General features: G+C 57.0%; 12 protein-coding genes and 2 tRNA genes. 5 read left to right on the forward strand and 9 right to left on the reverse strand.

Annotated features, from left to right (window positions below):
• Positions 1-75: 75 nt before the first annotated feature.
• Complete coding sequence (locus tag MUN80_RS05530) at positions 76-639, reverse strand: hypothetical protein (RefSeq protein ID WP_244720684.1); 564 nt, start codon at positions 637-639, stop codon at positions 76-78.
• Positions 567-1,691 (reverse strand): hypothetical protein, encoded by a 1,125-nt coding sequence (locus MUN80_RS05535; RefSeq protein WP_244720686.1) that lies wholly within the window; start codon positions 1,689-1,691, stop codon positions 567-569. The genes MUN80_RS05530 and MUN80_RS05535 overlap by 73 nt, the downstream gene beginning before the upstream one ends.
• Before the next feature lie 157 nt (positions 1,692-1,848).
• Between MUN80_RS05535 and MUN80_RS05540 the strand changes: the two genes are divergently transcribed.
• On the forward strand, positions 1,849-3,144 hold the full coding sequence (locus tag MUN80_RS05540; RefSeq protein WP_244720688.1) for a hypothetical protein: 1,296 nt from the start codon (positions 1,849-1,851) through the stop codon (positions 3,142-3,144).
• Between the two features lie 77 nt (positions 3,145-3,221).
• Here MUN80_RS05540 and MUN80_RS05545 read toward each other — a convergent pair.
• Both MUN80_RS05545 and MUN80_RS05550 read right to left on the reverse strand, forming a co-directional pair.
• A tRNA-Val gene (locus MUN80_RS05545) sits at positions 3,222-3,299 on the reverse strand.
• A 21-nt stretch (positions 3,300-3,320) separates the two neighbouring features.
• A tRNA-Val gene (locus MUN80_RS05550) sits at positions 3,321-3,395 on the reverse strand.
• 273 nt (positions 3,396-3,668) lie between these two features.
• On the opposite strand from MUN80_RS05550, the gene MUN80_RS25940 reads away from it, so the two are divergent.
• Entirely contained in the window at positions 3,669-4,607 is a 939-nt protein-coding gene (locus tag MUN80_RS25940; protein ID WP_262922041.1) for a TerB family tellurite resistance protein, read from the forward strand.
• Between the two features lie 93 nt (positions 4,608-4,700).
• On the opposite strand, the gene MUN80_RS05565 is transcribed toward MUN80_RS25940, so the two are convergent.
• Together MUN80_RS05565 and MUN80_RS05570 are read right to left on the reverse strand one after the other, a co-directional pair.
• Positions 4,701-5,846, reverse strand: a complete 1,146-nt coding sequence (locus MUN80_RS05565; protein WP_244720691.1) for a mechanosensitive ion channel family protein — start codon at positions 5,844-5,846, stop codon at positions 4,701-4,703.
• A gap of 75 nt (positions 5,847-5,921) precedes the next feature.
• Entirely contained in the window at positions 5,922-7,151 is a 1,230-nt protein-coding gene (locus MUN80_RS05570; protein WP_244720694.1) for a Glu/Leu/Phe/Val dehydrogenase dimerization domain-containing protein, read from the reverse strand.
• Between the two features lie 241 nt (positions 7,152-7,392).
• Here MUN80_RS05570 and MUN80_RS05575 point away from each other — a divergent pair, with 241 nt between their 5' ends.
• Complete coding sequence (locus MUN80_RS05575; protein ID WP_086594744.1) at positions 7,393-7,701, forward strand: ArsR/SmtB family transcription factor; 309 nt, start codon at positions 7,393-7,395, stop codon at positions 7,699-7,701.
• A 266-nt stretch (positions 7,702-7,967) separates the two neighbouring features.
• On the opposite strand, the gene hemA is transcribed toward MUN80_RS05575, so the two are convergent.
• Positions 7,968-9,239, reverse strand: coding sequence for a glutamyl-tRNA reductase (hemA, locus tag MUN80_RS05580; RefSeq protein WP_244720697.1), 1,272 nt, complete (start codon positions 9,237-9,239; stop codon positions 7,968-7,970).
• 363 nt (positions 9,240-9,602) lie between these two features.
• Between hemA and MUN80_RS05585 the strand changes: the two genes are divergently transcribed.
• A complete protein-coding gene (locus tag MUN80_RS05585; RefSeq protein WP_311136274.1) occupies positions 9,603-10,700 on the forward strand; it encodes an ATP-binding protein in 1,098 nt (365 codons plus the stop codon).
• Between the two features lie 23 nt (positions 10,701-10,723).
• On the forward strand, positions 10,724-10,810 hold the full coding sequence (locus tag MUN80_RS26175; protein WP_375373984.1) for a hypothetical protein: 87 nt from the start codon (positions 10,724-10,726) through the stop codon (positions 10,808-10,810).
• Here MUN80_RS26175 and MUN80_RS05590 read toward each other — a convergent pair.
• Complete coding sequence (locus tag MUN80_RS05590) at positions 10,807-11,913, reverse strand: lipocalin-like domain-containing protein (RefSeq protein WP_244720700.1); 1,107 nt, start codon at positions 11,911-11,913, stop codon at positions 10,807-10,809. The two genes, MUN80_RS26175 and MUN80_RS05590, sit on opposite strands and share 4 nt — an antisense overlap.
• A gap of 68 nt (positions 11,914-11,981) precedes the next feature.
• Positions 11,982-12,491 (reverse strand): hypothetical protein, encoded by a 510-nt coding sequence (locus MUN80_RS05595; protein ID WP_244720703.1) that lies wholly within the window; start codon positions 12,489-12,491, stop codon positions 11,982-11,984.
• Positions 12,492-12,496: the final 5 nt, after the last annotated feature.

Here is a 12,496-nt window from a genome sequence, read left to right on the forward strand (position 1 = left end):
AGCAGCGAAAAGCGAAGGTTGACTTAACGGGTGAAACAGGGCCCGTGGGCAACGAAGGAACAAGAGAAAGACGGTTTAGGGCCGCCGGAAAACGGACAGAATTTTCACCCCGTTCACCCGGATGCAATACACTTCCGGACCGTAGCTGGCCGGATAAGGTCCCGGATGCCAGCGGTAGGTGGTCAGGAAATAACGCGCCTGATTGGCGGACGTCAGCACCAGCCGGGCCCGCTCGGCTGGGGGCAAAAGTAAGTGGTTGTTGTGAAGCAGCAGTGCGGCCCGGGCATCGGTAGCAACGAGGACCTGGGCGCTCCGGTCGTGGGTTAGAATCCACTCCAATCCTTGCCGGCCCGAAAGGCCCCAGTAGTCGCGCTCAAACAGCCGCTCGGCTACCGGGCCTGGCAGCAGGCTGAAGTATACGTTTTGGTAAGGATGGTCCCGGATGATGCGGTAGCCGGAATGCAGCATACCTGCGGCCAGCAACCCCAGCAGCCCCGTAGCCAGCCCACGACTTACCGACCGGCGCGAAAGTCGCAGCTGGCGGGCCGCTTGCACGCCCCGCAACGCTAGTAGCAGGAAGGCCGGGTAAATGAAATACAGATGGCGCCAGCCGTCGTAAATGACAGAGTGCAGCAGCACAATAGCCCCAGCGGCGCAAAAAACCAGACGGCAAATAGCAAATCCTGGCGGCCGGTGCGGGTGCGCAGCCACGCCCGGGGCTGCCGGCCCGCCGCACCCACCAAAGACGCTACACCTGCACCAAATAGCAACGAGTAAGCCACTGGTGTCGTGAGCAGCAGCCAGACCGGAGCGTAGTGCCAAGGCAGGCTACGCACCGAAATCTGCTGACCCCAGTACTGCACCAGCATATCGGAACGGTAGCGGCTGAAGCTTTGAAATGCGGCCAGAAAATGCTCGACAGGCTGTTCCCACAGATAAGGCCAGCCCGCTACCACAACTGCCGCCGTAACGGGCAGGTAGAGTAGCAGGGCCAGCCGCAGCGGCCGCCGGATGGCGGGCCGGTACCACATTTCCAGCCCGGCAAAAAAGAGCGTGAAACCCAGCAGCAATACGCCCATCGTGCGCACGTCCACAGCCGCGCCGGTAGCCAGGGCGTGGAGCAGCGCCCCGCGCCCCGACGGCCGCCGTAGCAGCCGGGTCAGAGTATAAATACCAGCGGTGAAAAAAGCCAGGAAAACCAGGTCCTTGTAGTTGTAAAAGGCCTCGGCAAACATCCTGGGGGAGGTTATCAGCAAGGTGGCCCCGAGCAGGCCCAGCGCCCAGCTGCGGAAGCGCAGGGTGCCCAGACGGTACAAGGCATAGGTGCCGGCCACCACCGTTAGAAACGTAACTAAGTGCCGCAGAAAGTACACGTCGCGCGGGTCTTCGGCGCCCACCACCTTTTCCAGCACGGTCAGCGGCATCTGAAAAACGACGCCGTGGTCCACATCCTCATTCTGGCTCATGTCGGGAATAGCGGCAAAGCTTTCCTGCTGCCGGGCCAGCTCGGGAGCTAGGCGCAGGGCTACATACTTCACGCTGATGATGCCATTGAGCCGGTCGAGCTGCTCATCCCACGACAGGCCATAGTCGCGGTGCAGCAGGATGCCCAGCAGCGTCAGGAGCGCGAAAAAGCCCAGGACCAGGGGCCGGCGCAGCGAATCGGGCAGAAGGGGAGTGGGCCGCAGCAACAAGTAAACAGATGAAGTACAACCAACGTGTAACAGCCCGAAAGGTAACACCCCGGCCCGGATGGCTCCCTGGCTTCGGTCACGGCACTTCCAGACCCCGCGTAAAATCGTAACCTTTGGCGGGCCGGCAGCTGGCCCGGCGTCTAACTTTTCGGTAGTGCTGCGTTCCGTTCCTCGTTTTGTCTGGCCAATACTAGTAGTACTGCTGCTGCTCAAGCTGGCTTTGCAGCTGAGCTTGAACCCCGGCCTGGAGTGGAACTACGACGAGCGGCGCAATGGCCGCATTGCCGACAACTACCTGGCCGGCCGCGGCTACGTCAGCCTCGACCCGGAGCGGCAGCAGCTACGTCCCGATTCATTTCACGCCAGCTTCCCAGTGTTCGTGTACATCGGCTGGCAGAAGGCCGGGCTGCCTAAGCACTACTTTACGCTGCTGGTTTTTGCTTTGAGCCTGGGAGCCTACGCCTTAGGGATTTTGTATCTGCAGCGTACTCTGGCGTTTTTCGGCGTACAGCCGCCCTGGGCGTGGGGCGGGGCGCTGCTGTGGGCCGTATATCCGTCGGTGCTGTACTATGTGGGGGCCTACATGTGGTACGAAAACCTAGCCCTGCCGCTGCTGATCCTGGTGGTTTACAAGCTGCTGCGGCACCTGGGTGGCCGACCCCTGGCCTGGCCCGATGCCGCGGTGGTGGCCGGCAGCGTCACGGTTTCCTGCCTGCTGCGAGGCTATTTGCTGGCCGTCTACGGGCTGCTGTTTATCGTGTGGCTCGGGCTGGCCTGGCGGCAACCATTGGCGCGCAATACGGCCTGGCGGGCGGCGCTTCTGACGCTCACGCTACTGATTGTGGGCCACGCGCCTATTTTGCTGAAAAACCACCGCCTGTTCGGGGCCTGGACGCTGAGCAACCAAGCCGGCTTCGAGCTGCTGCAAGGCCACAACCCCGTGACGCAGGGCCGCTTTATGTTCGACTGGGACGAGCATACCGGCCCGTTCGACCAGTTCGTGCGCACCCACATTCCCACTCTCGATTCCCTGAATCAGTACCAGGAAAGTAAGGCTCGGGCGGCGCTGGCCGGGCGCTGGGTACGGGAAAACCCCGTCGCCGAAATTCGGCTGTGGCTGCGCAAAACGGTCCTGTTCTTTGCTCCCGAAAACTTTATTGCCGATGCCCCGCGCACTAGTTATCACCCCCTAACCGCTGCCGTGCACCTGGCTTTTCTGGCTTCGGTGTTTCTCACTGCCGCCCGGTACCGGGGGCTGCGGTTCACCGCCCACGACGGGCTGCTGCTGACGCCGCTGCTAGCGGTGTGGCTGCTGAGCCTGGTGTTTTTCGTGGGCTTCCGCTGGCGCTACTTCGCCGAGCCCGCCTTGTTGGTGTATCCGCTGGTGGTCTGGCAACGACTGCGAAGCCTACCTGGCAAGGTAAAGCTACCAAGCCCAGGCGAGGCATAAAGGCACGGTCCGCTGGCGAATTACTCATCTGACTGAAAAGCAAAAAGCCTCTTCGCAGTACTGCGAAGAGGCTTTTTTGGTGGGAGATACTGGGTTCGAACCAGTGACCCTCTGCTTGTAAGGCAGATGCTCTGAACCAGCTGAGCTAATCTCCCGAGGGGTAATGCAAGAAAAAGTGGGAGATACTGGGTTCGAACCAGTGACCCTCTGCTTGTAAGGCAGATGCTCTGAACCAGCTGAGCTAATCTCCCGGGTCCCGTTTGGGAATGCAAATATGGCGGCTCGTTTTTGATTACGCAACCATTTGACCAAAAATCCGGAGAGAAAATTCTGCGCTGGCGGGCTGAAACATCACAACTCTTTTACAATCAGAAATTTCAAACCGCCGGGATTCAACAAATTTTTTGGGATGTAAAGCTGGCGCGGCAGCGTAGCCGGTTGGCCTAATGGCTGAAGTTCAACCTAATTGCCGCATTACCGTTAAGATTTGCGCTTTGTTCTCTCACCCCTTTCTCTCGACATCTATGAACGATACCCAACTTCTGCAGAACTATTCTGAACCGGAAAAGGCCGCCTACCTGAGTGTTATTGCCAGTCTGGCTTCTGCCGACCGGGAGGCCTCCGCGGCCGAAGTAGAGTTTTTGCAGCAGCTCGCCCAAAATGCGGGCCTGAGCAGCGGAGCTACCCAGCAGGTGCTGACTGCCGCCCAGGACGCTACCAATGAAAGCATCAAGCACAACCTGGACGCGCTCCGCGGCAGCGACCTGCGTTTCTCGCTCATCACCGACCTGATCAGCTTCGCCCGCGCCGACGGAGCCTATTCCAACACGGAAGAAGAGATGGTCAACAAAATGGCCGCTTATCTGGGCATTAACCAGCAGCAGACCCAGGCCCTGGAAAGTGTGGTCGACCAGGCAGCCTCCGTACCCCACGATCCTCAGGACCCCGGCAAACAGGGCTTTTTGAGCGGTGTAACAAATAAGCTGGAAAGCGTGGGTATTCCAAAAGGTGCCCTGATGGCAGGCTTGCTAGGCGTAGTGGCACCCATGGTTATTTCGGGTGTTATGAACCGCGGTGGCCGTTCGGCAGGCATGGGCGGTATGGGCGGCGGCCTGGGTAGCGTACTAGGCGGCAGCGGCTCGATGGGCGGTCTGCTCGGCGGCGCTGCCAGCAGTGCCATGGGCGGCGGCTCGATGGGCGGCTTGCTCGGCGGTCTGCTCGGTGGAGGCTTACTTGGGGGCGCTATGGGTGGCGGTGGCAACACTGGCGCCTACGGCAACTACCCGCAGCAGGGCAGCCACGTAGGCAGCGGCGGCCTGGGCTCCCTGATGTCTATCCTGGGCGGTCTGGGCGGGCAGCCCGGCTCGGCACCCCGTAGCGCCGGCGGCGGCGGCTTAGGCGGCTTACTCGGTGGCGGCGGTGGCATGGGCTCTTTGCTTGGCGGCCTGTTTGGCGGCCGGTAGGCTAAAGGTTCAGTCTGAAAAACGTACAAAAGGCCCCGGCAAGTCATTGCCGGGGCCTTTTGTCTATGGGGCTTGTCAGTGGCGTAACCCTTTTTACACGATATGCTGCTCCGCCGATTGCAGGCCCCGTAGCCGGTCGGGGTTTCCGAGCTGCACAATGGTGGTGCCGGTACTGGCAAAGGTGCCGCCGTGCTTTTCCACCAGCTCTACCAGGCGGTAGTTGAGTTCCTCTTTCACGTTGAGGTACTCGTCGTAGCTGGTGGTTTCCACGAAGTACTGCACCGTTACCTCCTTGGCCGCTGGCGTAAGGGCCGCAAACTTGATTTGCACGTCGTTGTTGGTCAGCGGATACTCCTGAATGGTCTGCTGGGCTTCCTGCACAATGTGGCGTAGCTGCTCACTGGTAGTGGCATGGCTCAGGGCCAGGGTGAAGGTCACGCGGCGGGCCGTGCGCAGGCTCAGGTTGTCCAGGGGCTTGTCAATCATCGACTTATTGGGTACCGTGACGTAGCTTTTCTCGGCCGTGCGCAGGCGGGTGCTACGGAAGCCAACCTTCTCTACAGTACCCGTCACGCCGCCTACTTCCACCAAGTCACCCACGGCAAAGGGCCGGTCGAGGAAGATGGTGAAGGAAGCAATCAGGTTTTCCAGGCTTTCCTTGGCAGCAAAAGCTACCGCCAGACCCCCAATGCCCAGACCGCCAATCAGGGCCGTAACGTTGACGCCAAACACGCGGCTGAGCATTACCAGAAAGGCCATGGTCAGCACCAATACCTTCAGCAAGTCCTTGGCGAAGGGAATCAGCTGGTCGTTGAGTCGGGACACATTCGTTTCGGCCCGGCGCCGGAACACCAGCACCAGAAAGTCGACGGCGCGCAGGGCTATCCAGGCCATACCGAAGATGATGCCGAGCTGGTACACGCGAAACAAGGCCACCTGCGGCCAGGGCTCATTGTGCTTTAGCTCCGAACTGTTCACAGGGTAGTCGAGCACTTGAAACGCCAGATACACCGTGACAAAAAATACCACGATGGATACGGGCTGAATCAGTAGGGCCTGAAACTGGGTTTCGCTGACGCCTTCTGTTTTCTGGCGGATAAACCGGAAAACCAGCCGGGAAAGCAGCTTTGAGAGCAGGGTTTTGAACAGGTAGCCAAATACCAGGATACCTGCGCAGGTCAGGTAGGCACCTACATTGTTGCCCAGAAAACGGTAGTGCAGAATTTCTTGGATGGTCATAGCTGAACTTCAGGGAGGGCAGGGAGGACATCGAGCAGCCAATGGTGCGTGGCCACCCGATGCCCGGCAAACTACTTATACCAGCTGCCGCAACGCCATTTCGAACGACTTCTGCGCTACGCCCACCGTGTCGCTGCTTTGCTGGCGGGTGCGCTCCAGGGCCCGGCGGATAATGCGGGACGTATCGCCGAAAATGGCTTGGTCGGTAATTTCGGCGTTGGTTTCCATCAGGTAGGCAAATACCCGGGCCATGCCGCAGTTGGCAATAAAGTCGGGAATGACGCTCACGTGCTGGTCGGCGTACTCGCCGGTGGGGCCGAAGAAGATTTCGGGGTCGGCAAATGGTACGTTGGCCCCGCAGCTGATGACTTCTAGGCCGTGCTGCATCATTTTCTCGACCTGCTCCCGCGTCACGAGGCGGGAAGCCGCGGCCGGAATAAAGATTTCAGCACCCGAAGTCCATACCTGCTCGTTGATCTGCTCAAACGACAACAGGTTGTCGGCCGTCAGCGCATTGCCTTGCCGGTCAAGGAACAGTTGACGAACTTCGGCCAGCGAGAAGCCCTCAGGCTTGAGCAAGCCGCCAGCCCGGTCGATGATGCCGGTAACCAGGGCACCCTGCGAGGCTAGGTAGTAGGCAGCTGCGGCACCCACATTACCCCAGCCCTGAATGATGGCGCGCTTGCCGGCTACACTTTGGTCGCCCCAGAGTTCGTAGTAATGCCGCACGGCTTCGGCCACGCCATAGCCCGTAATCAGGTCGGCAATGGTGTATTTACGGCTCAGCTCCGGGGTAAAGGCGGCATCTTCGATAACCTTAATCACGCCCTGGCGCAGCTGGCCCAGCTTCTGAATCTTCTGGGGCTCAGTGGCCCGGTAGTGCCCGTTTACGATGCCTTCCTGCGGATGCCACAGGCCGTAATCCTCCGTAATCGGAATCACGTCATGAATTTCGTCTACGTTCAAGTCGCCGCCGGTGCCGTAGTAGTTCTTGAGCAGCGGAATCACGGCCCGGTACCAGCGCTCCAGCACGCCGCGCTTGCGTGGGTCCTGCGGATCGAAGTTGATGCCCGACTTCGCCCCGCCGATAGCTGGGCCCGACACGGTAAATTTCACTTCCATCGTTTTGGCTAAGCTTTCTACCTCACGCTTGTCCAAGCCCTTGCGCATGCGTGTGCCGCCGCCGGCAGCTCCCCCTCGTAACGAGTTAATCACAACCCAGCCCTCGGCTTCGGTTTCAGAATCTTTCCACTCAAAAACAATTTCCGGGCGTTTATTCTCGAATTTGGCCAGCAGGTCTTTCATCGGGTAGCAATACTTTTGGTGAGGTGGGTGGGGAAATAATCTCCCAAAGGTAAGCAGCCCCCGGAAAGCGTTCGGAGTCTTTGGGCTCTGTCAATAAAAAAGCGTTTCTTCTAACGCAAATACTGTTTTAATCAAATTTTCTCTGTAAAATCCTCGCAAAGCGGAACTCTTGAAGCTAGGAATATCGTATTACGCATATTCCTGCCCGACCCACCCGCAGGACCACCGTTGTAACTTCCCCATGAAACCATTGCTCTCGCGCGTAGAATCTAAAAAAGTAGACAAGGCCGCAGCCATGCTCAAAGTACTGGCTCACCCGAAGCGCCTTGCCATCGTCGACTTGCTCGGCAAAGAGGATAAGATGACCGTAACGGAAATTTACCGTTCGCTCGACTTGCCTCAAGCCATTGCGTCGCAGCACCTTATCACGCTGAAAGACCGCGGTATCTTGTCCTCCTTCAAAGTAGGTACCAAGATCTATTACTCCCTGTCGATTCCGAAACTGCTCGACGTAATTGATTCGCTCGAGGACTGCTGCGACACGCTGTAGTGCTCATGCCGTTTTTTCCGCCGAAAAAATGAAAAAGGACCGCCCAACGACGGTCCTTTTTTCGTGAAATAGGTTTTGGTGAACTGATGGGCTGATGCTCCCGGTGCCCTGCGAGGAACGAAACCATCCGTCCTCTGAAATGTGTCGAGCTTTCTAAGCTGAAAAGCCCTTTCCCGTGTGAACGAGAAAGGGCTTTCTGGTAAAAGGTCGTTTGTCACCAGCCGAGTACGGATGGCTTTACTCTGCTCGCAAGGACAGCACGGCAATTACGCGTGCGTGGTCTGATTTTCCAGATCAAATAGGTCGGTGAGTACGCCGATGAGCTGGTCCGCTTCACCGCGTTTGCAGGCGGCCTTGAGCTGTAGCACCGGCTGCTTCAGGATCTTCTGCATCAGGGACTTGGTTACCTCGTCCATCCGCTTGGCTTCCTCAGGGCTCATCTTCTTCTGGAAGCGGTCCATCTCCTCCAGGCGGATCTGCTCCAGGGCATTCTTGAGCTTCTGAATGGTGGGCGACACCATCATTTCCTTGGTCCAGTCGGAGAGGCCAGCAATACTTTCGGCAATAATGGCCCGCACCTGGGGCACGGCCGCCAGGCGCTGTTCCAGGGCAGCCGAAGCCTTGCTCTGAATAGCGTCGATGTTGTACACCAGCACGCCGGGCACATTGTCTACCTCCGTCTCAATGCTGCGGGGCACCGACAGGTCGATAAAGAACTTGTAGCTCAGCACGTCCAGGCGCTCCACCATTTCGCGGGTGAAGAAGGGCGTGTCGCGCGAAATTGAGGAAATAACCACGTCGGCTTCCTTCATGCCCTGCACCAGGTTTTCGAAGTCGAGGATGGGCAGGTTGCACTCGGCGGCCAGGGCCTCAGCCTTACCGCGGGTACGGTTGCAAAGGGTGACGTCGGTAAAGGATTTGCTATCGGCAAAATGGCGGCACACGTCGGCCCCGATTTCGCCCAGGCCTACTACCAGCACCCGCGGGTTGGCAACGTCGGCCGTCAGCTCTTCGACCAGCTCCAGCGTGGCATACGACGTGGACGCGGCTCCGTCGCGGAAGCTAGTTTCCTGCTGCACGCGCTTGTTGGTGAAGAAGATAGTGTGCAGCAGCCGGTGCAAAAACGGTCCGGCCGCATCTTCATCCGCCGACCATTGATAGGCCTGCTTTACTTGGTTGCTGATCTGCAAGTCGCCGACCACCTGGGCGTCGAGGCCCATTGCAACCTCAAACAGGTGCTGAACGGCGTCGTGGTAGGTGTCGAGGATGTCGAAGTAAGGAAAGTAGGCTGCCACGTCCGTCAGGCCTTTGAGCTGTCCGAGGGCCTCGATGATTTCGGGGCTCTGGTCACGCGGGGCGGAGTAGTAGATTTCCGTACGGTTGCAGGTACTGAGCACGAGCAGGTCGGTGAGGCCCAGGTCGTGGTGCAGGGTATGGAGGAAGCGGCGGCAGGCGGCCTCGTCCAAAGAAATCAACTCCCGAATTTCGAGTGGCGCTTTCTTAAAAGATAGACTAACGGCCTTAAATGGATGGAGCATAGCTGGGGCTACGGCGTATTGTAGGAGGCAAAATTACGGCGTAATTCGATAGTCTGAAACAGCTAATGCCGTTCGGAGGTTCGGGTAAACCCACAAGCAGTTTAGAAAGTGGCTCTACGGCCCCCAGATGGCATGTTATCTGTGGACTACCTGATAAAAATCATCCTAATATTTATAGCGCTCAAGACCCGATAATGAATAGCGCCGGGCTTGAGTAGGCTAATATAGTAGAAGTGACGTAAAGAAAAACCAGATTGGGTTAAAAATAACTCCGCTTGGGTTCCTGCGTTAGGACCGCACACGCGCCGGGCTGCCCGGCGCTGCTTACCTTCGCCAAGGAGAGTACCTCCGCTTTCTGCAGTCATGGCCTTTTTCTCGTTTTCCCGGCAAGTGCTACCCATTTACGATCAAAAATCCCGGATTAAGCTCGGTATTCTAGCCGGCGCCATCCTGATTGCCGCGGCCACGGTGGTATATACCAACATTCTGGTGAAGCGGCTGTCGGAAAGGGAGCAGCAGCAGATTGACCTCTATGCCAAGGCCCAGCGTTTCATCATCAACTCGGAGGTGGACTCGAACACCAATTTTGTATTCGAGGAAATCATCAATGCCAACACCACCATCCCCATCATCTTCACCGATGGGGATGCCAACATTCTGGGTACCCGCAACGTGGATATTCCCAAGAACGTGTCGGAGAAGGCCGCGCTGAACTTTCTGCGGCGCGAAATTGCCGTTATGAAACTGCAGCATCCGCCCATCGTGGTGGAGCTGGGGGCTGGCCTGCGCAACTACATTTACTACAAAGACTCCCAACTGCTGACCCAGCTGCGCACCTACCCGCTGGTACAGCTGGCTGTTATTACCTGCTTGGGCGTTATGGCCTACTTCTCGTTCAGCTATTCCCGCCGGGCCGAGCAAAACCGGGTGTGGGTGGGTCTAGCCAAAGAAACGGCTCACCAGTTGGGCACACCGCTAAGCAGCCTGATGGCCTGGCATACTTACCTCAAGGATTCGGAAAAATGGCAGAATGAGCCCATCGTAGACGAGTTGGGCAAGGATGTGCGCCGCCTGGAAATCATTACCGAGCGGTTTAGCAACATCGGCTCGGTGCCAGTCCTCAAGGATGAGAACATCCTCCAGGCTACCAAAAACGCCATTGCCTACCTGCAAAGCCGAGTATCGAAGAAGGTGATTTTTGAAATCAAAACTGACCTGCCAACCGATACGCCCGCCCAAATCAACGTGCCGCTATTCGACTGGGTAATCGAGAATATCTGCAAAAACGCGGTAGACGCCATGGATGGCAAAGGCAGCATTACCCTGCACCTGCGGCGGGCCACCAAGGGCAAGCAGCTTATAGCCCTCGACATCACCGATACCGGCAAGGGTATTCCCAAGAGCAAGATTGAAACGGTCTTTCTCCCGGGCTTCACTACCAAGAAGCGGGGCTGGGGCTAGGGCTGGCCCTGGCCAAGCGGATTATCGAAAATTATCACCAAGGCCGGCTATACGTGCGTTGGTCGGAGGTGGGCAAGGGCACCACGTTCCGGGTAGTGCTGAACGGCTAGCGCTGCTCTGATACGGCCGTGGCCGCCGCTTTGCGGGCCGCAGCAGCCCCGGCCGGGTTGGTGATTTCCACGTAGCTGTTGCCCGTCACGGGCTTACCATTATGCGTGCCCGTGACTTTGCACATGCCTTCCCAGTAGTGCAGGTTGATGGCCTTAAACAGGCGCAGGCTCAGTTCCTGATTGGGCATGACGGGCTCGATCATCAAATCGTAGCCCTGGCTGGGAATGCGCAGGCGCCACTTGACGGGGTAGCGCTGCTTGGATCGGGGGCTTACCCAGTATTCCAGGGGTTCCAGCTGAAAATCGGCGCCGTCCAGGTGTGCGTTCTGGTTCTGGGCTGAGTAGTGGGAGCCGCCTTTGATGCTTTCCCCGGTGATGTTGTTGCGCAGCTGGTAGGTCATAATCTCGGTGCGGGGCTCATCGAGCTGAATGCTGAGCCAATCCCAGCCGGTGTCCTTGCTCATTACCGAATTGCAGTTCCACTGCCGGTCGTACCACAGCTCGCCTTCCACCTGCCGTTGCTTGCCACCCACTTCGATGGTGCCAGCCGTAGCGAGGCGGGAGTAGCTGTAGTAGCCAGCCTTGGCTACGGGCCCGTATTGCTCGTAACCGGTGCCGCCGTGCAGCAGCACCGGTTTGGCAGGCTTCGTAATTAGATTAATAGCGTGCCCGGCATGGTCGGCCATGCGGGCCTGCAAATGGTAAGCACCTTCCTGCCCGGTCAGACTCCACTGTTGGGACTTCTTTTGCATCGAAAGGTTCAGGGGCAGGGTGGCGGGCAGCAACTCCGGCAGGCTCTCCAGCTTATAGTCGTAGCGAAACTGCTTCTGCTGCGGGTCGGTCAGGGCAAAGTTCACCATCTGCCAGTCCTTCTTGCCGGTGGGGTTGAAGTGGAAGAAGACGTATTCGACCCCATACATTTCCCCCGTTGCCTTGTCTTTCAGATGTCCTGTGAAGTACCACCACTCCAGGGAGTTGCGCAAGTGCGGCGCTTCTTCTTGGGGTAGCTGAGCCTGAGCTTGGAAGACGTCGTGCTTGTTCGTGGGCTTGAAGGCGCAGGCGTTGGTAAGGAGTAAGAGGATAAGGAGCAGCAGATTCTTCATACCCCAGGAAAAGTATTTCCTGGGGTAAAAGGTTTAGGTATTGTTAATGCAACTACGAGTGGCGCTACTTATAAAGATGTTATTAATCCAGAGGGCTCTATTATATATGCCTTGGTGTATGTAGTCCTCTGATTATTTACGTATGATTCGTAATTTGTTGTTATTTTATAATCCCTGCGAATGATGCTGACGAAATTTAAGTCATCTCCAATACTTCCTTGAATAGGCAGAGAATCTATAAGCTTTCCTTGATAAGAGAATGTGGCGATTACTGTTTCTGTTGCTTCTTTTTCGATGTTTTTTGGAAAAAAAGATCTTGTATAAAAAAGAGCAACTACTTTGTTGTTTACAATCGATTTTCCATATAGTTTATAATAATAATTTTTTTCAAAGGGCCATTTTGATTTATTATCAATGATAAGTGACCAGTAGTCCTTGTTAATATTTATAGCTTGTTTTTTCGTTAACGCATGAATGGAGTCGCTTGAATAGTTTTTTGATACGTTGATGTTTCTAGCGTTCTTAATAAATTGGCTGAAATTACCAGTGTTTTTATTGTATTGAGTAATGTTGCTCAATAGTA

Origin of the sequence: Hymenobacter cellulosivorans (assembly GCF_022919135.1) — a bacterium.
Lineage (GTDB): Bacteria > Bacteroidota > Bacteroidia > Cytophagales > Hymenobacteraceae > Hymenobacter > Hymenobacter cellulosivorans.

Bases quoted from the DNA above. Each gene is read 5' to 3' on its own strand.
- MUN80_RS25940 (WP_262922041.1), top strand. From the start codon at position 3,669: ATGAACGATACCCAACTTCTGCAGAACTATTCTGAACCGGAAAAGGCC.
- MUN80_RS05565 (WP_244720691.1), bottom strand. From the start codon at position 5,846: ATGACCATCCAAGAAATTCTGCACTACCGTTTTCTGGGCAACAATGTA.
- MUN80_RS05570 (WP_244720694.1), bottom strand. From the start codon at position 7,151: ATGAAAGACCTGCTGGCCAAATTCGAGAATAAACGCCCGGAAATTGTT.
- MUN80_RS05575 (WP_086594744.1), top strand. From the start codon at position 7,393: ATGAAACCATTGCTCTCGCGCGTAGAATCTAAAAAAGTAGACAAGGCC.
- hemA (WP_244720697.1), bottom strand. From the start codon at position 9,239: ATGCTCCATCCATTTAAGGCCGTTAGTCTATCTTTTAAGAAAGCGCCA.
- MUN80_RS05585 (WP_311136274.1), top strand. From the start codon at position 9,603: ATGGCCTTTTTCTCGTTTTCCCGGCAAGTGCTACCCATTTACGATCAA.
- MUN80_RS05590 (WP_244720700.1), bottom strand. From the start codon at position 11,913: ATGAAGAATCTGCTGCTCCTTATCCTCTTACTCCTTACCAACGCCTGC.